Below are 23,348 nucleotides of genomic sequence, written 5' to 3' on the forward strand. Positions count from 1 at the left end.
ACAACGCTAGGCAAAATGTTGGTGGGATCGATCCTCCCCACTTCCGGCAATGTGCGTCTTGATCTAATGGATTTGCGGAACTGGGACACGCGACAGTTGGGGGAGAACATCGGATACCTTCCGCAAGACGTGCAACTGTTCCCTGGGACAATTAAGAATAATATTGCCCGGATGCGCACCGATGCGCGCGATGAAGACATACACCGTGCGGCCGTTCTGGCCGACGTCCATGACATGATTGCCTCCTTGCCCCATGGATATGAAACGATGGTAGCCGCAGATGGCGCACCACTCTCAGGGGGGCAAAAACAGCGGATTGCTCTGGCTCGGGCTTTCTACGGCAATCCACGTTTTCTCGTGCTTGACGAGCCAAACTCCAACTTGGACACCACTGGGGACCGCGCTTTGGCCAATGCTATTCACCGTGCGGGTGAGGCAGGTATCACGGTCGTGGTCATTACCCAAAAACCGTCTCTGTTAAGTGTGGTGGATAAGATCATGCTCTTGGCCGACGGCAATATTACGTTGTTCGGTGAACGCCAGCAGGTGTTGCAGCAGTTGTCTCAGCGCAGCAATGGCGGCAACCCGCCAGCACCTCAACGAGGGGGACCAAACAATGGGTGAACTGACGATCTATGCGGAACCGCCCGAGTGGTATGATGAGGTACCACGCTCCATCACACGCCAGGTTATATTTGGTATTTTTCTACTGGTGTTTGCTTTTGGAGGCTTTGGGCTTTGGGCCTTCAAGGCGCCATTGGCTGCTGCGGTTATTTCACAAGGCAGCTTCGTTGCCACAGGCAGCAACAAGATCGTACAGCACCTCGAAGGAGGTATCATTAAAGAAATCCTTGTAGAGGAAGGCGAAGATGTCGAGGTTGGCCAGCCCCTCCTGCTGTTGGATGAAACTGCGGCTTTGGCAACAGAACGGGAGTTTTTCTTGCGGCAGATTCGGCTGGAAGCGATGGAAGCACGGATTCTTGCAGAATATGACCGGAAAGATGAGCTGAACTATCCTGTACACCTTGAAGAACTGCGACATGACTTCAACATAGCGGCAATGCTCGATAGCCAAGAGATTGTTTTTAATGCTGCAACGCGCCAGCTGAAAAATGACGTTGATCTATTGCAGCAAAGTATCAATGGGTTGAAAGAGCGCGCAGATGGCTATGAGCAGCAACTTATAGCCACACAATTACAGCTCGAGATTCTGACTGAGGATTCCGAAGCTAAAGAAACTCTTCTGAAGAAGGGTCTTATTCGTCGGACAGAATTTAACACTTTGCGGCGCGCCATGGCAGAAGCAACAGGCCAGATCGGGCGCCTTCAATCTGAGATCAAAGAAACGCAAGCGCTTTCAATGCGCTATGAATCCCAGATTGAACAGACCATCAACGAACGGCAGAGCGCAGCGCTTGATGAACTTCAAGTCGTGCAATCAGAGCTCGAGAGTGTTCGGGAGCAAGCCCGGAAAGCCCAAAACATTTTACACCGAGCTGAAATACTTGCACCTGTCTCTGGGACTGTAGTGCGGATGCATTATCATACTGCGGGGGGGGTTATTGAAAGTGGAAAGGCCATTTTAGAGATCCTGCCCACCGGTGAGCCACTGATTATTGAAGTGCAAATTCCACGCACCGAAATTGATGTCGTCCGTAAAGGTCAGGCCGCGACTGTACGCCTTACAGCCCTAAATCAGCGCACCACGCCTATTTTGGAAGGCCAAGTGTACTATGTATCGGCAGATGCGATCTTAGACCGCGCGCATGACGTTCCACAGGAAATCTATGTTGCTAGGGTATCAGTGTCGCCAAGAGAGCTTGATCGTGTTCGGGGCTTTACACCAACACCGGGTATGCCTGCAGAGATCATGATTACCACTCAAGACCGGACCTTCGTCCAATATTTAATGAAGCCGGTCACAGACAGTATGATCCGAGCCTTTCGGGAGCAATAAAGGGCACTCGCTATTGGCTTCTTGCATCCTATGGCACACGGCCACTCGGCATATGGGATATTTCTTCTGCTGACCGATCAAGTCTAGAGACTAATGCTTCTGTTCTATGCTTGGGGCTTTGGCGTCGGAATTGCGTATATAGTATTCCCGAGCTTCATCTATGAAACCGTAGAGTTCTACATATTTGATCAATGCCTTCTCTAGCAACTTTATGCGTTCTGGATCACTCATAGCCTCTGTCCCTCTGGCGCTCCCCTGTAAACGGCTCGGTTGCCCAATAGCGCGCATGCCTATGAGCTATTGTTCAATCTGCCTATCATACAGCTACATAGTATATGCTGTTTTAATATTTTCTAAAGAAGTAAGCCGTTAGTGATAAGTGAGGCTCTCTATCAACCTGATCTCTAGGGCGAGACCCAGAAGTCTTAAGATGCAGGCCGCTTTTGGCTGATGCGCTAAAAGCCCTGGAGCCTAGAGGCAATCGACTGAAGAATAACGGCGTTTGTATTGATATCGCTGTAGGTCTTGCTTGGCTGACCAGTCTTTTGGTTAATGCTGGACGCAAAGCCATAACGGGTTTTGGCTTTGTCCCTGACTATAGAAAGCAATTCAGTGCAAAACGGATGATCTTTATAGGCGGACCACAGGTATGCTGCTTTTGAACTGATCGACAGATGCTTTTCTCTGAAGGCCTTTGTGCGATGTTCTTCTAAGCTGTCAACCGTGTCGGTAGCCCAAACCTTTCCTGGCGCATCAAACTGTAAACCCTGGTACAAGAACCACGGTGAACTGTTGATAGGCCCTTCTGACACGCAGATTAGCCGTCCTGTTTCATCATATTCTTCAAGTTGAGCAGCAAATAAAACATCCGCGAGATAGGCTGACTCGGGAGACATACCAAACTCCAGCGCTTCCATTAAAAGGGGTTCAGCACCAAGGGGGCCTATTCGACCGCTAACCTCCAATAATGCCATTCGTCCATCAGATATGCTCGCCCCCTGAAACACTTCATAGGGCGATTTGACTTCAATGCCCCAGGTGCGGAACGCCCAAGCGGCATAATGCGCACAATGGGAGCGGAAAGTGGATGCTAGGGCGCCTTCTTCCACTGAGTAGATGACGCCGTCTTTTACGACCTCTCTAAGGTCCCAAGCCGCAACTGTGCTTGCTGCGCGGCCCTTTCCTAAAGGATGGATGTCGAGATTGTATAGAGCCGCTAACAGCCGCCCCGCATCACAGCCGTCAAAGTTACGGTTGCCCCATTTGAACTTATCCGTTGCGATCCACCCTTGGGGTAGCAGCCGACCTTGCGAGCGCCGCCCGGCAAGGTGAGGTAAAATTTTTCTAATTGAATGCTGGAACGCCTTGGGTGAAATGAGCTCCAAATCCACAGCTGCCATCAATGCAAAGATGTGGCTTCCTGCATCCCACATCGTGACTGTTTCGTGCAGCCTCTGGTGCCCGGGTGCAGAATTTGCAGTTGCAGGGCAAAGGCCAGTCTTAGGGTTGGTCCACTGTTCAAAATATGACCAAGCAACCTTGGCATCTGCTATTAGCCGCGCCCGTTCTTTCTCATCCGGCGCGTCAGGCGCTTTCACCATCTGATGCTGATAGGCCTGTGTCCTGCGGAAATGTGTAATGTAGGGGCCCATGGGAACAAGGCTTTTTACATAGTCAGGGAGCGAAACAAAATGGGACATGCCATCCTCCTGGATTGCATGGATCGCACTTCTAAGAACTGCTCTGTGAGACCGATTGCGCAGAAGCTTTGCGGAAATGGCGAGGACACAATCTGCCGTGCCGATCAAAGCTTCCAGCTCCCCGTCCAAGGAACGAACATCCCGGAGGTGAACGGTAGGCAAGCCTAAGATGTTATTCGAACTCAGTCCGACGTCGGGCTTTTCCTTGAGTTCCGCCGCAATGCCATAGGTTGTCTTTGTGCTCATCTGGGGGGGCAGGCCCGGCATCTCTTGAGAGAGCATAAAGAGCTCGAGAGGCGCGATTGCAAAAGCCTCCTCCTCTAAGGGGATCCAATATCCAGAGATTGCGCTTGAGGAGGTTTCCTGTCCAAAGCTTGATGGTAGCCCCACGCCAGCCAACTCGCGTCGAAAAGCAGTTAAAGCGTCCTGGTCCTCTGGCGTGGCATCTGACCCCAGAACAAAGTGTAATCCTATATTCCGCCGATAGGCATAGGCATCTCGGAACTGAATATCAGAGGCAAGAATTGGGCTTACCCAATGATTGCCCGCTTTGTGCAGTACCTGTTTTGCAAAAGCGGATGCTGCTATGCCAAGGCTTGCGAGAGGAAGGCCACGCAGGTCTTCGGCAGACAGGTAATATACGCGCTCTACGGGCTGGTCTTGCGGAAGGCTGTAGATTGCCCTCTGAGACTGCAGCCGTATCCTCTGGCCGCCTACTATTCTGGCGACACCATCCTTCCATGCCTCTGGCCGCACTGGAGCATTTGCATGTGGGCGCATTAAAACATTGCGAACGCCACTGGCTCGCACCCCTGATGGGGCAACGGTTGTGGGTAGCATATCGCAAGCAATGGTTTGGCCTGCCGCTGCATGTTTGGGTCGATCTACAGGGCTCCATAATGCCGCCTGCAAGGCATGCTGGGTATCGTGAACCGCCCGCGCTTGAAAATAGGGGGTCATGCCTCCCAGTTTCCTTACCAGAGGTATAACCTGAAGCAGGCCAGGGGTTTGTTGTAAACGCGTTCTTAGCATACGGCAAAGCGCGCTATCAGGCTTTAGCAGACCTAGGTGGAGGGGCTCAGGGTCAACGATACATGTAACTGGTAATCCGCTTCGCACGAAAGCATCGATAACAATGGCAACCCGATCATGATCGGTGGCGTTGTGCAGGTTATCGATCATGACAAGAGTATTTTGAGGCGTCGCACTGGCTCCGTGAGCCATGAAGGTCTGCGAAAGCAGGAGGGGCGCCGCTGTACTCCATGCCAAAAAAGTCCGACGTTTGATCATGTCACCTTTGCCTGGTCGAACTGAAAACCTACGCGGGTCATGCGTCCCCAGCTTGCCAAAGAGCCCGTTGCAGCGCGCCATAGCGCCCGGATCACCGCGATATACAAAACTTGGCGATAGAAAATTCGCTGCATTGGTAGCAAGAGCAACAGGCGCCGATCTTCTTTGGGGTCCAGGCGGAAGGCAACAATTGCACTTATAATTTCCAGTGTGGGAAGGGCCAAGTAGGCAACAATCAATGGGTTGGCTACAATGTCCACATAATTTTGGTCCGCCCCGCCGACGTTCGCAAAAAACTCTATAATAAGGAGTACGAGAAACAGATCAGCCAAAGGTGCTACAAGCGGCATAAGATACCCAAACACCGCCAGATCAGGAAGAGCGACGAAGCCTAGATTGCGGCGCTCCATGATTGCTCCCGAATGCTTCCAGCCGGCCTGCATCATACCAAGAGACCAGCGCAGCCGTTGGGTCATCAAAGCCTTGAGAGATATAGGTGTTTCAGTTGTTGCAACGGCGCTATCTTCATAGATCACCTTATAGTCTGATCGTATCATCGCCATGGTCATGTCGGCATCTTCGGTGAGCGTTTCAGTCGAAAAAATACCCGCTTCCATCAAGGCTGTGGTGCGCCATGCCCCGATTGCGCCTGGCACGACATTGATTGCATTGAGATGTTCCTTAGCGCGACGCTCAACAGCTTGAGCGGTGATATATTCAAGCGCTTGCAAGCGTGTAAGAAGATTGCTTCGATTGCCCACCACCACACGGCCAGCCACCGCCCCTACTTTGGGGTCGGTGAAATGTGCGGCCAGCAAACGAACCGCATCAGGAGCGATCTGTGAATCTGCATCAATGCAGATCAGCACCTCGCTCTGAGCCTCGTCCAATGCTGCATTAAGAGCTGAAGCCTTACCACGGTTTGGTTGGCGCAAGACAGTTACAAGAGGATGATAGGCAAAGCTTATGGCTTTCTCATAAGTATCATCGGTCGAACCATCATCTACCACGATAATATCAAAGTCAGGATACTCAGAATATAGAGCTTTACGGATACATTGCTCGATCACGCGTCCTTCATTGTACGCAGGGATAACGATTGTGACCGAGGGCTCAAGTACTGATGGCGAGGGTACATGAGGCTGGCGCCGTGCTGCTAAAAAAAGAAGACTGGCCGAGCGAAATATTCCAATTGCGAAGACCGTCCAAAAGGCAATCTGGAGAAGGGACCAGCTGTTACCTACAGCGAGGAATGACATGTTGCCGAAAGTTGCAGTAACACGATCACCCTCAGGCATTAATGTGTCAGGTGACACCCCCAAGAGATCAGCAAGGGTGGTAAAGATGTACCCTTTCGCCCGCAATTCGGAGATTACGCGGGGGAGAGCAGCTACGGTCTGGCTTTGGTCGCCCCCCCCGTCATGCAGTAGAACCACGCCCCCTGCATTCGCCTCAACCTGCCGGATGATTTCATTCGCCAACTCATCCGCGGTTTGAGTGACCCAGTCCCGCGGGACCACATCCATCCCCGCTATCACATATCCGGCTTCTTCAAGCGGCAGAAGAGATGCAACCTCCCTAGAGGTGATCGGTCCCCCGCTGCGCATATAGGGTTCACGGTAGAGCCGCATGTTCTTGCCGGTTATACCATTGACCAACAGTTGTGTTGAGTTGACTTCTACCTTCGCACGAGACGCAGAAACCTCACCCATATTTGGATGGGCATAGGTGTGAGAGCCCAGCTCATGGCCCTCTTTAAGAATGCGTTTCAACAAATTTGGGGTGGCAAGAACGCTATTGCCTAGAACGAAAAAAGAGCCCGGGGTTTGAGTGTCGCGTAAAATGTCCAAAGTGGCCGGGGTATGGTCAGGATGAGGGCCATCATCGAAGGTTAGGACCACCTTATTTGGCTCTCCTGCCCCATACAGCCGAACCGTAGCAGCGCGCGGCATTTCATTGTAGGTCATCGACGTGACGGCAGTTGTGACAGGATCGGTCAAGGCTGTCCGTTCTCCCACATGGGGCATGGCCACGGGCGCGACAAAAGGACCTTTCCCGATCAGCTCCACGTAGTTTGATAAAACGATGTTTTGTAAGGTTAGCCCCTCCAAATCGATATGGCGCATAGACTGATCTAGGATTGCCCAAACCCCTGGGTCTTCATAGCCCAATCCGCTCAAGCCGATGGATTTGAGGCCTTGCGCACGCAAGGCTAGAATTTGGTTGTGAGCCGAGGCTGCATCTAGCATCCAGACCTGATGCTGTAACCCTTTAGCATCGACATAATTTGCCCGGGTATTGCCAGCCTCAGGAACGAACTCTGCAAAAGCTCCGTTATGCGCGAGCGCTGACATGGCTTTCGCAAAAGAGTGGATCTTGGGTCGGGGATGGCCAGAGACCCAGTCAACGGTATGCATCCCGAGCTCTATGACCAGTTTGTCAGGAGTCACATGTTTTTGGAGGAAGGCAATATGCGCCATAAACCACGCTTTGTCCGCAAGTGGCTGAGGCGCCGACCCAATCCAATACTCTTGGTATCCATTTACGATAACGGTATCAAAGAGACGGTTTGCGATTGCTAGTAAGCTATTCGATGCACTGCTTGGAAGCTTCACACAGGACGTCAAATCTTGAGCTTGCATGGCTGAAACAAATTGTCGGCTCACTACAGAAAAACCATCCCCCGAAGAAATAAAGGGGCTCGCATCAAGACAGTAGCCTTCTATGGCAGTACTCTGCTGTGGGGTCTCAAAGAACCGTGTTAACGCGACAGTGACCTTTTCCACCCCCTCCTGAATGCTCAAAAGTCTTGCGGCTGCTGTATCCCACTGAAGGATAGGCATGATACGAAGTGCTCGGTTTTGCTTGGCATACTCAAACAGGGGATCACGCGTCTCTGAACTGACCCCTACAACTTGCGGCATATTGTCTGTCGCCGTGATATGAAACCAAGTTGGTAAAGCTACATGAATTGAGCCACAGCTTTCTTGAAGAGATTTTACGGCCCAAGGAAGATCTGCAGGTACAACCGCATAGACTTTCTGCAGTGTGTTCAGCGACTCTCCCTTGCCATCTCCCAAGCATTGGTATTTTCGCGCTTCTTGTTGCGCGTACAGATCAATCGCTGGAATTTTGAGGCCATCACTAGTTTTTAGCGAATACTCTCTTGCGTTCGATGCCCTGCCCTGGCTCTTCAGCACGCTGATAGGTTCAGGTAATGCAGCCTCTAGACCACCGTTCAGCCCAACCGTCATAGCAAAAAATGACAGCCAAACAGCTATACCAATTGCGAGAGTGCCCGCGGAAAAAAGGACACGAGATCTTCTGCGGCGACTAGGGTCTAAAAAAACCTTGTCAGATAAACCACGACTAGCGCGCGGCTCATGATATCCACACTGCCGGGTGGGATATCTATCGGTTCTCTTTTTTTCTCGTCCTATGTTCCGCATTACGCCTTCGCATCTATAGCCCGTCGTATAGGAGCGTTCTGCGGCAAGGCGCCTGTCTGAAGTTCTTTAAAAGAACTGAGGCACTCGGTTAAAAATCAATCACCCTGCCTCAACCACGAAGAATAGCGTTTATGGAACGTGTGGTCATTCGAACGCTATTCATACGTTGTCTTGAAGGACGGCCAAATGCTGTAGCTAGCCACAAAACTATACATAAACGACTATAGAAAAAGGTAAGAGCGTGTCACTAAGTTGCCCAATTTATGCCAAATTTACAACCCCAGATTGCACTATTGTTTCTCATATGGGAAAGCTGCCACAGGAATAAGGGGAATTGGTCACTTCCCCGCACAGAGGTGCAAAAAGAATCGATGTTCAAAATTCACATCTACTTCTTATTTGCGCCATCATAATGCCTTATTTAAGGGTGCTTAGGGCAAGAATCGTTGACTCCATTCCTCAAGATAGCCCACTGTAAGATAGTCATGTTCCCTACAGCACATGACCACCCCCAAGATAATGGCTGTGACCTCGGTTACAGCCATTTTCTTATTTTACGCAAAAGTACTTTCACGCTAAAGCAAGCGACTGGGTCCTAGGCTATAGGCCTGCCGACATCAGGCTGTGTGGAGAGGTCAATTCGGGGGCGCAAGCAGCCACACTTAATACGAGTATGTTCAGCGGACGGGGGGACCCGAGGGCGGCTGAAACCAGATAGACTTATCGGTGCCTGAATAGCATAGACCAAGACATTTGCGACCACCCTCGAAGGGCAACGCAACTTCGATTAATGCAATGAGTACCCGCTTCCGACCTGACAGATCTCGTCCTGCCTATGCCGCCAAAGGCTGTAGGCACTCTTTGAAATTGTTCCGCGCTGCGCCAAAGAAAGATAGCGGTAAATACGTAGAGCTTTTGTACTAACTTGCGAAGCTCCGGTTCACAAAACGTTATATACCCAACTTGTTTTTCAGAGCGACAACTTCATTCTGGTAGGTGTAGCCGCGCGTCAAAGCCGGATCCCCCTTGATCGGCCACCATTCCGTTTGCCCGGGATAGCTGCGCCACACCCGATCAAAGCGGTCAACTACATGCAATATGCAGCTTTTCTCCCCTTTAGAGCTGCCGGCGCGACCATTATTGGGCCAGTACCACGTAAGGTCGTGACACATGCGCCCATAGGCATCCACTGTCCACTTCCCCGCTCCTAGGCTATCGCTGCTTTGTGCGCACCACGCTCTCGCCTGGTTATTGGGTCCAAAATAGATCCCTCCCTGACAGTCGGCGTCCCATTTTTCTGTCTTTCCGATGTATGCCGCTACGATCTGATGGGCGGCGGGTGTTTTGGCGCCATATGGTAAAGGGTCTGCAATAGCAGTGACCGGGAGCACCGCGATAAGAAGTCCGACGAGCCAAGATTTGCGATAATCCATAGATGTAAAACTCTTTCAACAGAAGAAAACCCTGCTTCGGATGGTCAGCAGTTTCTTGTTCCAAGTCAATATATATCCCTTAAAATCCGAGAAAAAGGGGGCTTTTGCGATTGACTATCATGCCCCCATGAAAGCGGAAATCCTTCTACTTTCTAGCCAAGTGCAGCGGTCAACACACTGGAAACTTAAGATTTCCTTGAATAAGGTGTTTGGCACGCATAAGAACTCGACCTGAGCGTATGGCCACAATAGACAAATGGAAAAACTATGTTTGCGAAGAATGACTTGAAAGAAATGTCTCGCAAGGAGCTCCAGAAGCTTTTAAGTGACGTAAAAAAAGCACTGGCTTCGGCAATCGCGCGAGATCAGCGAGAGGCAAAAAAAGCCGCTACGAAAGCCGCCGCTGAGTTTGGGTTCTCGCTAGGCGAGATCTCTGAAACTGTAGAAACTACTCCCAAGAAAACAAAGGGGAAGGCGAAGGCGATCCGGAAACCTTCGAAACCTGTTTTTGCCAATCCAGAAGATAAAACCCAAACTTGGACTGGTAAAGGACGTCAGCCCAATTGGTATCGCGCTCAGGTTGAAGCGGGCGTAGCACCCGATGCGATGCGGATCAAAAGCTCGTAAAGGTTTTAGCCCTCGCTACAACACGAAGTTCTAAAAGGCTGCGACGGGTATTTTCTTCTATGCGTATCTTTATGGCCTAGCTGGCCCATACCTACGCTACGCTCATCGGGATTAAAGTAGTTGAAGGTAAGCCCAAGCTGATTTTGAACGTCTATGCGTTGTCAGTTGTAAGTCTGAGCGGCCTTTATGCACTTACTTGAATACATCCCAAGCAGGGCAGAAAGTCCTGCTTGGGCCATATTTTTGACATTTTTCTAGGCGGCTTTCGCCAAACCCATTATCTTCAAAAGATAAAGCGATGCCTTAGCAAGGGTTGCATCGGAATTGCTTGATAAGACTATTCTTTTCAGGAGTTTCTAGATGAATGAACTAACTGTTGGTGATATTCGCCCCCTTCTTTCCTTAGCCGCTAACAGCCCGCTATTGAATGATGCAGAAGGCCTCGCTTCCCAATTAAGAGGCATTCTAACCAGTCTGGGGGTGGCAATCACCCCGGAGCTAGATGCATCGTTGTCCTTAATTGAGGAAAACCCCATCCTTGTTTCGGCAGGTGTAGAGGAGCTGCGAAGCGCGATTGAGGGTCTACCGGACTCTACTTTGCTGAGTGACGTAGAGGGTTTTGGCTCCCTTGAACCCGGTAACGGCTCCGAAGTCACTCAGGACCAAAATGGAAACGATATTCAGACGTTTGAGCTGCCCTTTAGCGGAACGACCATATCAGTTGAAGATGATGGTGTGACCGTGACTATACCCGGAAGCGAGCCGCAAAAGCTTGTCGGTCTCGATCGACTTGAATTCACTGATGGCACTCTGTTTTTAGATGTCGACGATGGAGCTGGGCTGGTCAAAGCTGCCTATGATGCTCTTCTTGGGAACAGCCAGCCCGATGCCACCGGCTTTGATTTTTGGCTTGATCTTTATGAGGGCGGTACCATTGATGTCTTTTCGTTGACGGATGCCTTCGCTCAGACTGATGCTTTCAACCAGCGATACGGTGCTATACTGGACGACGCTGAAGCATTGGTTCAGTCTATCTACAATAACCTATTTCAGCGCGAAGCAGATGAAGCAGGGCTGACGTTCTGGAAGGAGTTCCTGGATGCGAATGGCATTGCAGATACGGTAGACGATGCACTTGCCTATATGATGCAATCGGAAGAGTTTGCGGCTCTTGTCGGCACAACCTATTCCGAAGGCATCTTTGTATGAGATAGCTTTGGTAAGGCGGCGAACCAATCGCCGCCTTACCTTAGCGATGGGTATTGTAGCCGCTCTCAGAACCGGAGATTTTTCAACTAGGGGCTTTCGGCTTTATAACGCCTCTAACTGTTCACAAAATAGTGTGCGTTTTGCCTCCCATATAGGCCGATTTTCTAGCACCATTTACCCAACCCAGACTTGCTAGATTGAATCATTGCCCTTCAACATTCAATGAAAGGGTCAATAGAGCCGATGCGGTATTCCTGATGGCCTAGAGCAGTACAGCACTAGTTGGCGGGCAACATGTCACAGTGCGTAGACAGGGTTGGATCATGGGAACGAGAGTTCCTTATATCGGACTGCTTACAGCAGCCTTTATGTGCATCAATACGCCTAATGCCTATACGCGCTTGAGTTGTCAGACGGCAGTTATGAAACCTTTCAAGATGGTGGAGAGGGCATCTTAATGATTTCCGACGGCAAAGTGCTGCAAGTTGAAGGAGATACGTGTGTCGGCCAGATCACTGGAAAACCGATCTCCTCTATGGATGGAGATTTGAGTTTCAGTCAAAGCATGGGAAAGGACCGCTGTACGCTTGCCCTGCGCGGCTCCGATGCGGGGCCAATAAAAATTATGCCCGGACAGAGCTGCTCAAACTTCCATGGTGCAGCCTGCAGCTTTTACGGGGTCCTCAAAAAGCAAACAGCGACACAATACTGATCTCTGGCCCCTATGACGCGTAGCCGCAGCCTGCGAAGAAGCGATTGAGAGACGACTTCGTCACGGATGGAAAGGCTCAGAATGTTTACCCGACGCCTAAGCCGATCAGCGGCGTCAAGCGATAAGGTCGAACTGCATCATGTCAGCTTTGAAACCGATAGTAGAGACTGTCCCACCATCATCCAAGGACCAGCTTTTCGCATAGATTTCATGCGAACCGCCGTTGTCTTCAAAGGCATCCATATGAACGAAGATGATCTCGGTTGCCAGATTAACGACCTTAACATTGCTATAGGTTTGCAACAGAAAATCTAGATACGTTCTGGCATCCTGCTCAAAAAGCTCAAAACCACTGGAAGCCGAGGCTGAGGGCCCCGGAACATTCTGCGCCTCTTCTGTCTGCAGCAACTGAGCCAGTTCGTTCTGGGCGATCTTGTCGAGGTTGGCAATTTCGAAACTCTCGAAGGCCGCGTCAAAGCTTTGCAAGAGGTCGACTTCCTTAGTCTTTTCGCTTGAGGGATCGGCAGGCACTATCGAGATTTTCGCATCTTCGACGTGCTTATCGGTTTGGGCGGTATTCACTTCACGCGACGTCAAAGCTGTAGACAACTCAAACACATGAGAGGGAACACTTTTGATCTCTTCTATATAAGTTGCTGGCAGAGCATTCCCCATCGCGGAGGCCTCGGCCTCGACGTCAATACTAGCCTCCCCAAGTTCGCCTTCCTCACGCAACTGATCGGCTAGGTCCATTTGCCGTTGTTTCAGTTCAACGGCTTCAGAAGCCACTAAAAGCGCGGCCTCCTTCGCTTTAACTTGCGTAAGTGATGCAGAAATCTTCTCTAAGCTCAGCTTTTTGAGAGTGCTGTCTTCATCCGTCGCCTCAAAAGCAATACTCGCAGGAAGAGGTAATCCAACGGCAAGAGCTACGAGGCTAAGGCTAATACCCACTGCTTTGACGCCATGCCCTGAAAGTCCCAGATTTAGGCCTTCGCGGCTCAACGGGGTGCTCAAACCTTGCTTTGCCATCTCAGGGAAAATTGAAGATGAAGCTGCTTTGTGAGCAATGGCGGGCAGAGCCGCTGCTTCGTCGACCCGAACAACAGGCTCTCCCGCAGTGTCGCCCAAAGAAAAAGGGTCTGGTTTTTCAGAATCATCCGCAGCAAACATGGGCGTGGCTGCGATCAACTCATCTGCCATCAGGTAGACAGACCACACCAATGCGGCCAATGCGGCCGCGGGATGTATGAAGACGACATCCCGGTTGCGCTTCGCGATCGAAACAACATTTTGCCCGGTTCGGGCTACTGGCTGCACGCGGCGTGAGAATTCTGCAACCAAATCTTGAAGACTGGCTCCTCGAATGGGCTCTTCCTGCATATGGCTGGTAACCAAGTAGGACCCATCAAAGCGGCTAAAATGAACGAGGACCTCACCTTGACTGTCCATAAAGACGAACCAAGGGTCCCCTTCATCACTCACCCCGCGGTCTACCTCGGTGGTAACACCTGCTAACGCCAAAATCCTTTGTGTGCGGTAGAGGTCTGCCAGTTCTTGATTTGACCACCCTACAGTGGACGCGGGAAGATCACTGGAATGTTGGAGAAAAGAAATATTGGTGCCCGAATCCAGAAGGTTCTCCGCATCCGTGTCGCAGCCTTTTGGCGCCCCGTAGAAATCTGCCATCGTAATGTTTTCAGCTATGTCTGCTGGCTCAGCCAGACCAGAGGTCGACAAAGCGTTCGATCTATTAGACTGAGGGAACCGAATAATATCAGACATCAAGCAAATCCTTTGCGCCACCATAGCATTCTTAAGGCAAAGTCCAAGATGTTATGATTTCACCATCTGGTAGATAGGGGAGTGGAGCAACAGCATAGCGAGCCTATCGGAGTGCCTTCAGCTGTCAAAGTAGCCCTTTGCCGTGCACGGTGGCTAAGGGTCCTACACTGGCGGGTACTGTGCTATGGTGGAAGCACTCTTGTTGAAGAACGCCGATTCCATAAATTAAACCTAAGCAGCTGCGCGCACCGAACAACGCACTCAGCTTCCACTAATCACCAGTCATACTACGCGAAGAAGAAGGTTGGGAAGGCAATGCGGTTAGACACTATGACTTCGTTTGGCTGCAAGATTATGAGGGATGCTTGATCTTGAAGCCCGACAGCAGGACACATACCGCATCCTTGTTGGTAATAAAGGCCATCGATACTGCGCGTGACCTTCAACAAAAAAGTGTTTATAGCGGGACGACGACGTCCGGCAGTGAAAGATGTTTTTACCCATGAGTGCCAGTAATCCGCTCCAGCAGGCCTACAAGAAGTTTCGTGCCATTTTCGGGGCGACTGTCTTATTCAGCTTTTTCGTGAACTTGCTGATGTTTGTCGGGCCCCTCTACATGCTTCAAATTTATGATCGTGTCTTGGCCAGTCGGAACGAAATGACGCTCGCGGTGATCACGGTTGCCGCAGTCGCACTTCTTATCACCTACGGCACGCTGGAGTTTGTACGCTCGCGTATGCTGGTGCGCGCCGGGTTGCAGTTTGATAGCATCCTATCTCGCCCGCTATTTGATCGTGTTGCCCGCATGCAGTTGGTTAATCCCAGCAGCGGCGCGCGCACCGCTTTGGGAGATGCAGACAAGGTCCGCAGCTTTATCACCGGGCAAGGTGTCTTGGCCTTCTTTGATGTGCCTTGGACCCCGATTTTCCTAGCTTTGTGTTTTGCTTTCCACCTTTGGTTGGGTTGGGTCGCAACCATCGGCACAGTGGTGATCTTCATTCTCGCACTGCTCAACGAGTATCTTACCCGCAATGCACTGCAGTCAGCTAATACGGAAGGCCAACAGGCCGCAGAATTTGCCGGTGCCACGATGCAGAATGCTGAAGTTATTCGCGCCATGGGCATGCAAGACGCTTTGGCAGAGCGCTGGAAAGTTAAGCGCAATGGCATGTTGATCTCCCAAGCATTGGCCAGCGATTGGGCTGGTGCCGTCATGTCCAGCTCAAAGTTTGTGAGAATGGCACTTCAGGTCGCCATTCTGGGCACCGGCGCTTACCTTGCAATGCGAGGTCAGATTTCTGCAGGCGTCATGATTGCAGCTTCCATTGTGATGGGCCGGGCTTTGGCTCCGGTGGAGCAAGCTGTCGGGCAATGGAAAGAGTTTGTGGCTGCGCGCCAAGCCCACGCACGCTTAAAAAAGCTTTTTGAAGCTGTCGCGGAAGAACCTACCCGCCTCCAGCAGCCGCAACCCAAAGGTTTTCTTCAGGCCGAAGGGGTTACGACTGTGGTACCAGGGACACGAGATACGATTTTGCGGTCCGTAAGCTTCAATTTGCCCGCGGGGAAAACATTGGCGCTAATCGGGCCGAGTGGTTCGGGAAAGTCTACGCTAGCCCGCCACTTGGTTGGGGTTGGCGACCCGGTTAACGGGGCAATCCGGCTGGATCAAGTGGAGCTCTCACACTGGGACCGCAACCAATTGGGTAATGCCGTTGGCTATCTTCCCCAAGACGTGAAGCTTTTTTCCGGTACTGTTGCAGAAAATATTTCTCGTTTTATGGATGATGCCACCGACGACGACATCATCGCAGCCGCTAAGCTTGCCGGAGCCCATGAAATGATTTCCGGCCTGAGCAATGGCTATGCAACTCAAATCGGGAGCGGAGGAAGCCGCTTGTCTGGCGGTCAGCGCCAGCGTGTGGGGCTCGCGCGCGCGCTTTTCGGAAACCCATGTTTGATAGTTTTAGATGAGCCCAATGCAAACCTAGACAGTGAAGGTGAAGAAGCCTTGGCACGCTGCCTCTCGCAACTCAAAAACGAAGGCAAATCAATTGTCCTCGTAACTCATAAAGCGAATATTTTGAGTGCAACAGATTACACTTTGATCCTGAGAGATGGTGCTGTGCAGCGGTTCGTGACCACCAAGGAGCTTTTGCAATCTCAACAACAGGCAGCGCAGCAAAAGCCACAACAACAACCACAGACGGTTTCACTGTCAACGGCCAAGCTATAAACGTGGGCTAGAACGCATCACGCTAAAAGCAGGATCTGGCTTGATCCTTGCAAAAGTGGCAAAGAAGCCATCACCCTCATACGAAGCTCTCAGACCCTTTAGGATTCAGTTGTGGCAACAGCACAATCAGCATTGGTTGCAGGCCAGCTTACGAAGATGGCGAACCCGCGAAAGTACTCCTTCGCAGGATACATCATTTTGCTCATTACTTTCGGTATGTTAGGCACTTGGGCCTATTTTGCAATTATCGCCAGTGCTGTCGTGGCTCCAGGAGTCGTAACACTGGAGAGCGATCGCAAAGTGGTACAGCATCTCGAAGGTGGGATCGTTCAGGACATCTTAGTGCGCGAGGCCGATGTGGTACAGCAGGGCGACCCGTTGCTTGTCCTCGATAATATTCAGGTCAACTCAGAAATCATTGTACTTGAGCAGCGTCGAGCGACCTCAGAAGCTCTGATCGCCAGATTGATTGCTGAACAGACATTCGCTGAAGAAGTCTCCTTCCCCGAAAATCTTTTAAACTCTGATGACCCAAACGTGAAAAGCGCGGTGCAAGCGCAACGCAATATCTTTGAAGATCGCCGCTCAATCTTTCTGTCCCAAACCGAAATTCTCGAATTCCGGGCAGAACAGTTGAACGGGCAAGCCGAAGGGTATGAAGTTCAGCTCGCAGCCGTAGAAAGACGCCATGCGCTGCGTAGCGAGCTTTTTGAGCGCATGCGCACAGGCGAAGAGCGTGGAGTGATCGAAAGCAATCGTCTTTCAGAAATGCAAGATGAAGTGATCCAGATTGAGGCGAGCATTGGGACTGCTATGTCTGACATTGCTCAGGTCAAAGCTGCAGCTGGGGAGGCACGTCTCAATATCCTGAAGCTTAAACAGGAGTACAGTGAGCGTGCCAATAGCGAGCTTAAGACTGCGCGTTCAGAGCTTGCGGAAATCAACGAGAAACTCACTGTGGCGCAAGATCGGATGCGTCGTACAACAATCACCGCTCCGACAACTGGCAAAGTCCAGAGTCTTGCAGTCACCACCCGCGGCTCTGTAATTCGTTCTGGCGATATCCTCATGGAAATCGTTCCCAGTGATGAGACCCTTCTTATCGACGCAAAGGTAGCACCGGTAGATGTCGATAACGTACGTCCCGGGCTTGAAACCGAAGTGCGGTTTTCTGCTTTCAAAGCCAAGCTATCTAAACTGGTGCTGGGGGAAGTCCTGTCCATCTCCACAGATGTAGTGACCACGAGAGATCCTAATGATGCGCCTTATTATTTGGCGCGGATCAAGGTGCCAGACGAAAATCTAACCGATGAAATCCGCGAAGGCTTAACTGCAGGCATGCCAGCCGATGTTGTTATCCTGACAGGCGAGCGTAGTGTGCTGCAATACATGCTAGACCCCCTGTCCGAAGCAATTTTCAAGAGTTTGCGCGAAGAATAGGTCTGCAGAGCGCAGTGTAACGCACTCTTTGTAGAAAACCGGAAGTCCGATGGGGGATGATGTGAGCAAGGTCAAACGGATCGGCGATTATATAGCGGCCATCTTCAAGCTGGGGCGCACGGAGCGCATGGTCAAAGAAGCGCATCGCAACATACAAGCGATTAATCCGCAGGCCATTCAAAACCGTTTCAACGACTTGGAAGCGCGGGAGCGTCGGCTCAGAGCCAGTGTTAACCAAATGGTCCAGGCAGAGACACGGGTCTTGATGGCCAGCAACGCTGATCTTGCGCGCAATTTTATCGAACTTTCCCGCCGCTTAGATAAAGTTCTGCTCGCAACTCAAAATCAGAAAACCCCCTCCGAACCCTCAGAGCAGGCTGCTATAGATGAGGGCGGTATCGGCGCCGTTATGGACAGCTTTTACCATAAGCTCGAGAATAAATACCGCGGCACCACCTCCGACATCCGCAACCGATTGCGCATCTATTTGCCGGATGTAGAAAGTGCTGCCATACGAACCGGGGGCAAGCCTGTCTTAGACATTGGATGCGGCCGCGGTGAATGGCTTGGACTGCTGAATGATGCTGGCCTAACAGCGATCGGCATTGATACCAATCCAGTGCAGATTGAGGACGTACAAGACAAAGGTCTCGATGCGCGGTTGGGGGATGCCCGTAGTGCTTTAACCGAAGCCGCAGATGCTTCCATGGCTTGCATTACTGCCCATCATCTTATTGAGCACCTCCCCTTTGAAGAGGTGCTTTGGATCACCCGAGAAGCCATGCGCGTGTTGGCCCCTGGTGGGATCCTGCTTTTTGAAACCCCTAATGTCCGCAATGTTTTGGTAGGCGCGACATCCTTTTACAATGACCCCACCCATCTAAACCCAATGACAGACCCGGTACTGAACGTCCTGTTTGAGACTGTAGGCTTTCATCCCATTGAGACACGTTACCTACACCCTCATGAAAGGCTTGCCGAATTCATGGCCAAACCAGGGTTTGATCCTGAATTGGCTAACCTTATGTTTGGAGCCCAGGATCTAGCTATTCTCGGCCACAAACCTCTTCAGGAGACTTGAGATGCGGGTTGGTGTGGTCAGAACACAAGTCCCTTTTGTAACCGGGGGGGCCGAGCGCCATGCTGCCGGTCTAGTAAGCGCCTTGCGCCAATATGGTCACGAGGCTTGCGAAATTACCCTGCCCTTCAAATGGTACCCCGTTGAAACCCTAACTGACAGCATCCTGTCTGCCCGTCTGACAGATTTATCTGAATCTGAAGGGGTCCCCATTGACATGATGATCGGGCTTAAATTTCCAGCCTATCTCGCCCGTCACCCCAATCCAGTTTTTTGGCTGATCCATCAACACCGGCAGGCTTACGATATGTGGTCTGCGGGCACTTCTGATTTGCTCGATAGCCCTGACGGTATGATGGCACGCGATATGATCCGAGCGGAAGATCGGGCGGCCTTTGCCCGCAGTGCGCGTCCCCTCTATGCGAACTCTCAAAACGTCGCCGGCCGGCTTGAGAAGTATCTTGGGCTAGCCTCAACCCCTCTGTATCACCCCCCGCCTCTTACAGACCAGATGACCCAAGGGAGCTTTGGAGATTACCTTTTTGCTCCGGGCCGTCTGAACCCCTCTAAGCGGGTCGATCTAATGTTGCGCGCTTTAGCCAAAGTGCCAGGCCCTCTGCGCTTGGTCATCGCCGGTGTGCCAGAAAACCCGGCCTATCTGGATGAATTGCACCGCTTGGCAGCAGCTTTGGGCATTGCCGGCCGCGTAGATTGGCTCGGCGGCGTTGATAATGACACGATGATCCGTCACTACGCTCAAGCACGTGCAGTTGTCTTCACCCCTCAGGATGAAGACTTGGGTTATATCACATTGGAAGCAATGCTGTCCGGCAAGCCGGTGATTACAACCACAGATGCCGGGGGCCCATTAGAGTTTATTTCCCATCAGCGCGAAGGGCTAATCACTGCCCCCGATGCTGACGCACTCTCACAAGCTTTTATCACTCTTTCTGAAGATATCGCATTGGCCGAAACGATGGGACAAGCGGGTCACGCCCGCTACCACAGTATGAACATCTCTTGGGAACATGTGGTGGAGACACTGACCGGCGAGACGGCCAAGCCTGCACCGGGCCCCGCGCAAATCGCAGCCCTAGAGGCGAAAGCTGCGGCCACTCCGGCCGAAGAAGCCGTGGCCCGTGTACAGGCTGCCGTGGCTCCGCCGCCCGCGCCGACTTTGCCCTTTGCCTCTATCACCGACGTGTTAGAAGCCTATGCCTTTGACACCATGCCCCAAGAAAATGATGAGGGTCCCGCGCCGGTTGAGTCTGGTTTGGCGCAATATCTGGGCTCGCATTGGACGCGTTACCTGACCACTTTGCACCATATCGTCGACTGTGCCCCACGCGATATTCTGGATGTTGGGGTCTTCCCACCTCTGGCCTTTGAGGCCATGGTCGTCAACGCGCTCAAGGATGTCAAAATGAGCGGGGTCTGGGAAGGGCCAAATCCTTATGCGCAGTCAGTCAAAAGCCTAAACCCGGCCTACCCTGATTTTGACATCGAACTGCGCCCTGCCAACATTGAGCGCGATGTCATGCCCTATGGGGACGCAGAGTTCGACATGGTGCTGGGCATGGAGATCTTTGAGCATCTTGCTCTGGACCCGCATTTCTTCCTGACCCAAGCGGCCCGCGTGCTGCGACCCGGAGGGCATATCATCCTGACCACCCCCAATGTCGGCAGCCACCGCGGTGTACGGAAAATCCTCGATCGTGAGTCCCCCTACTCTTTCGGCCTTTTTGTCCCCACCGGGGGGGTCTACGGACGGCACAACCGCGAATACACCCCCCATGAGGTAGAAGCTCTCGCCCATGGAGCCGGATTTGAAACCCACTACCTAGGCACATCCGATGTCTACGACGATCATGTGGACCCGGCGACCGCGGCGCTCATGATCGCCCGCGAGGACAACTTGCATCTGCGTGGAGAAACGATCGTCTTTGTTGGGCGGAAAGCAGGGGTGCCGAGCGCGCCGCCCGCTGGCCTTTATCATGGTGATCCTGCGCGACTGTCGGGCAAACTGGTTTTGACCAAGGATGAGGCCCAGACCGGCCTCACGCAAGTCACCGCGCAAAACACCTCTTCAGGATGGTGGCCCGCTGCGGGCAACCAGGCGACGGCCCTTTTGGCTGAATGGATCAATGGCGAGGATTATCTCGTTCATACCAATGTCATCCTGCCGCTAAGCGAAGCCGTGGCACCGGGAGCGGAGACGACATTCAGCTTCCGTCGTGATCCAAATATGGCGCATGCGGGTACGCTGCGCCTGCACCTTTTCCAGACCGGCGTCGGTGCTTTTACCGGCACGGGACGGGCTAATATGCTTGAGATCCCCTGCTCTGAGGCCAATTTTTTAACTCTGGCCAAACAGGCTCTTTGATGACCCGCGCAGAGCCCCGCCCCACAATTCATTGGATCAGCCCCCTTCCCCCGGCTGAGACAGATATCGCGCATTATACCGCGCGCATCCTGCCAGCCCTGAGCGCCAAGGCTGAAATTGTTCTGTGGACCGATGCGCCAGAGTGGGATTTGTCTTTGGAGCGGTACTGTAGGGTCAAGCAGTTCGACCCAGATACAGTCTTACCTCGGGACTTTGCCGCAGCCAGTTCTGGGTCAGGCCCGGAAGTACTCTTTATGCATATCGGAAACTCTTGGGTGTACCATTCAGGTTTCCTGCGCTTGGCACAGCGCATCCCTACCGTTGTGGTCCTACATGATCTCGCGATCCAGGAGCTGATGATCGAAGCGGTGGGGCAGAACGAATGGGATGCTCCGAGCTATTTGGCCGGGATGCAAAAATGGTATGGCGCGGAAGGTTTGCGCAAAGGCCAGTCTTGCTTAAGCCACGCAGAGAAGGGGTCTGTGATCTCTACCAGACAGCCAGGCTTTGAGTTGGTGTTGGAGAAAGCGCTTGGTGTGCTTACGCATACGCAATTTGCACGTGATGCAGTGCAAAAGAAGTTGCCTCACCTACCCTGTCAAATGTTGCCTCTGCCTTTCGCAATCGACGCCCCGCCGCTACAACACCGTGCTTCAACCGGCCCATTACGCCTGGTACAATTTGGCTGGATCGGTCCCAATCGGCGGCTCGAGCAAACCTTGGATGTTTTGGCTCAGATGCCAGAAGATTTCGACTTTCGACTGGACGTGATGGGTAAGGTTTGGGATCCTCATCTCATATACGACAAACTGAGTCAGTTGAACTTAGGGGACCGGGTACACCTGCATGGTTTTGTACCAGAATTGATCTTAGACAATACCCTGCGACAAGCCCATCTGGTTTTGAACCTTCGCCACCCCAGCATGGGTGAAGCCTCCGGCAGCCAGCTGCGTATCTGGAATGCAGGAGCGCCGGCGGCGGTGACGCGTGAAGGCTGGTATGCCGAATTGCCTGATGAAGTAGCCTATTTTATCGATTTGGAAAACGAAGCCGCTCAACTGCACCGGCTTTTTTCGAAGCTTGCTGATGATCGAGATGCCACGCGTCCCATCGGTGTCGCAGGCCGCGCATACTTTGAGGCACATCACTCTCCCGAATCTTATGCTCAAAACGTCGTTGCGTTGGCCAAAGAGACGGCGCTACAGGCCAGCCGAGATCTGGCTTTGCGTTTGAAATCCGAAGAAAAGGCGCATGCTTTGCACCCCAGCTTGCAAGAGCGCCTCACTAGGCTTTAACCGACATCAATTCTAGTGATTAAGCTTATTTAGCGTCGCCGAAGAGCAACTCATAAGCTTCCGGCTCATAGTAGCTCAACAGAATGGTCATGAAGGCTTTGGGCTCTTGTTCAAGAGCTGTTGCCCAATCGCGGTACCGCGCGCTTGGGATTTTGCCGCGGCCCGTCTCCAACTGAGAAATAAAGGTATAATAATCTAGGTGAAGCATATCCGCGAGCTGGCGCTGTGACAGGCCCCTTGCTTCGCGCAATGTCCTCAGCCAACTCCCCAACTCCGCGCGCGCATCTTTGTCTCTCGAAACAGCAGGAGAAAACTTATCATGTGCCATACTATAAAACTTCCTGTGCGCGGCAAAGCCCCGCTTAGAGAGGCTGAGCCAGATTTTTCGTGCTAAGGCTCAGAATTTTTGAGCTAATTTTCATTAGTGCTTGCACCCTCACCTATGCATAACATCAAGTGAAAACAGATGGTATACTTTTTACTGGACATAAAGCTTGCCCGAAGGCGACCAATTTGCTAGTTCGATCATAGTGATCGATCCGCGATCGGCAATGTTGCCATTCTCGGAGGGCTCTTGCCACAAGATCGCTCGTGAAGATCATTATGCAAGCTTATTAAGCAGGAAAGCAAACAACATGGCAACTTCTACGCAAATCAATGCGATTACAGCCCTTTACGTAGGGTATTTTGATCGCGCTCCCGATCCCGCAGGCCTTCAGTTCTGGATCGACCAGATCGACAACGGTCGTGAGTTCAATAC

The 23,348-nt window shown here is 51.9% G+C and carries 16 protein-coding genes; 11 read left to right on the forward strand and 5 right to left on the reverse strand.

Annotation, left to right across the window (positions count from 1 at the left end; genetic code table 11):
* Both ACN0R1_RS19330 and ACN0R1_RS19335 read left to right on the forward strand, forming a co-directional pair.
* The coding region (locus ACN0R1_RS19330; protein ID WP_417585824.1) for an ATP-binding cassette domain-containing protein at positions 1-624 on the forward strand (624 nt) is incomplete at its 5' end.
* Positions 617-1,957, forward strand: coding sequence for an HlyD family type I secretion periplasmic adaptor subunit (locus ACN0R1_RS19335; protein WP_417585825.1), 1,341 nt, complete (start codon positions 617-619; stop codon positions 1,955-1,957). The genes ACN0R1_RS19330 and ACN0R1_RS19335, both read left to right, overlap by 8 nt.
* A 455-nt stretch (positions 1,958-2,412) precedes the next feature.
* On the opposite strand, the gene ACN0R1_RS19340 is transcribed toward ACN0R1_RS19335, so the two are convergent.
* The 3 genes from ACN0R1_RS19340 to ACN0R1_RS19350 all read right to left on the reverse strand — a co-directional run bounded on the left by ACN0R1_RS19340 (position 2,413) and on the right by ACN0R1_RS19350 (position 9,829).
* On the reverse strand, positions 2,413-4,617 hold the full coding sequence (locus ACN0R1_RS19340) for a DUF3131 domain-containing protein (RefSeq protein WP_417585826.1): 2,205 nt from the start codon (positions 4,615-4,617) through the stop codon (positions 2,413-2,415).
* A 326-nt stretch (positions 4,618-4,943) separates the two neighbouring features.
* Complete coding sequence (locus ACN0R1_RS19345) at positions 4,944-8,201, reverse strand: glycosyltransferase (protein ID WP_417585827.1); 3,258 nt, start codon at positions 8,199-8,201, stop codon at positions 4,944-4,946.
* A gap of 1,145 nt (positions 8,202-9,346) precedes the next feature.
* Positions 9,347-9,829 (reverse strand): DUF995 domain-containing protein, encoded by a 483-nt coding sequence (locus ACN0R1_RS19350; protein WP_417585828.1) that lies wholly within the window; start codon positions 9,827-9,829, stop codon positions 9,347-9,349.
* A gap of 267 nt (positions 9,830-10,096) precedes the next feature.
* On the opposite strand from ACN0R1_RS19350, the gene ACN0R1_RS19355 reads away from it, so the two are divergent.
* The 3 genes from ACN0R1_RS19355 to ACN0R1_RS19365 all read left to right on the forward strand — a co-directional run bounded on the left by ACN0R1_RS19355 (position 10,097) and on the right by ACN0R1_RS19365 (position 12,377).
* Positions 10,097-10,456 carry an H-NS family nucleoid-associated regulatory protein gene (locus ACN0R1_RS19355; protein WP_417585829.1) on the forward strand — a complete coding sequence of 120 codons (360 nt, stop codon included), beginning with the start codon at positions 10,097-10,099 and terminating at the stop codon, positions 10,454-10,456.
* 360 nt (positions 10,457-10,816) lie between these two features.
* Positions 10,817-11,665 carry a DUF4214 domain-containing protein gene (locus ACN0R1_RS19360; RefSeq protein WP_417585830.1) on the forward strand — a complete coding sequence of 283 codons (849 nt, stop codon included), beginning with the start codon at positions 10,817-10,819 and terminating at the stop codon, positions 11,663-11,665.
* 457 nt (positions 11,666-12,122) lie between these two features.
* A complete protein-coding gene (locus ACN0R1_RS19365) occupies positions 12,123-12,377 on the forward strand; it encodes a hypothetical protein (protein WP_417585831.1) in 255 nt (84 codons plus the stop codon).
* A gap of 114 nt (positions 12,378-12,491) precedes the next feature.
* On the opposite strand, the gene ACN0R1_RS19370 is transcribed toward ACN0R1_RS19365, so the two are convergent.
* Entirely contained in the window at positions 12,492-14,159 is a 1,668-nt protein-coding gene (locus tag ACN0R1_RS19370) for a hypothetical protein (RefSeq protein ID WP_417585832.1), read from the reverse strand.
* 502 nt (positions 14,160-14,661) lie between these two features.
* Between ACN0R1_RS19370 and ACN0R1_RS19375 the strand changes: the two genes are divergently transcribed.
* The 5 genes from ACN0R1_RS19375 (at position 14,662) to ACN0R1_RS19395 (ending at position 22,588) form a co-directional block, all read left to right on the forward strand.
* Positions 14,662-16,392 carry a type I secretion system permease/ATPase gene (locus tag ACN0R1_RS19375; RefSeq protein WP_417585833.1) on the forward strand — a complete coding sequence of 577 codons (1,731 nt, stop codon included), beginning with the start codon at positions 14,662-14,664 and terminating at the stop codon, positions 16,390-16,392.
* Positions 16,393-16,503: 111 nt separating this feature from the next.
* The gene (locus ACN0R1_RS19380; RefSeq protein ID WP_417585834.1) at positions 16,504-17,832 is read left to right on the forward strand and encodes an HlyD family type I secretion periplasmic adaptor subunit; all 1,329 of its coding nucleotides are present in this window, start codon (positions 16,504-16,506) and stop codon (positions 17,830-17,832) included.
* A 61-nt stretch (positions 17,833-17,893) separates the two neighbouring features.
* Complete coding sequence (locus tag ACN0R1_RS19385; RefSeq protein ID WP_417585835.1) at positions 17,894-18,913, forward strand: class I SAM-dependent methyltransferase; 1,020 nt, start codon at positions 17,894-17,896, stop codon at positions 18,911-18,913.
* 1 nt (position 18,914) lies between these two features.
* Positions 18,915-21,293: a glycosyltransferase gene (locus tag ACN0R1_RS19390; RefSeq protein WP_417585836.1), complete on the forward strand. Its 2,379-nt coding sequence runs from the start codon at positions 18,915-18,917 to the stop codon at positions 21,291-21,293.
* Positions 21,293-22,588 carry a hypothetical protein gene (locus ACN0R1_RS19395; RefSeq protein WP_417585837.1) on the forward strand — a complete coding sequence of 432 codons (1,296 nt, stop codon included), beginning with the start codon at positions 21,293-21,295 and terminating at the stop codon, positions 22,586-22,588. The genes ACN0R1_RS19390 and ACN0R1_RS19395 overlap by 1 nt, the downstream gene beginning before the upstream one ends.
* Before the next feature lie 25 nt (positions 22,589-22,613).
* On the opposite strand, the gene ACN0R1_RS19400 is transcribed toward ACN0R1_RS19395, so the two are convergent.
* Positions 22,614-22,916 carry a helix-turn-helix domain-containing protein gene (locus tag ACN0R1_RS19400; RefSeq protein WP_417585838.1) on the reverse strand — a complete coding sequence of 101 codons (303 nt, stop codon included), beginning with the start codon at positions 22,914-22,916 and terminating at the stop codon, positions 22,614-22,616.
* Positions 22,917-23,082: 166 nt separating this feature from the next.
* Here ACN0R1_RS19400 and ACN0R1_RS19405 point away from each other — a divergent pair.
* Positions 23,083-23,348: DUF4214 domain-containing protein (locus tag ACN0R1_RS19405; RefSeq protein ID WP_417585839.1), on the forward strand; the 266-nt coding region annotated here is incomplete at its 3' end.

The sequence above is a fragment of the Nitrincola sp. genome (assembly GCF_048264025.1).
Classification (GTDB): domain Bacteria; phylum Pseudomonadota; class Gammaproteobacteria; order Pseudomonadales; family Balneatricaceae; genus Nitrincola.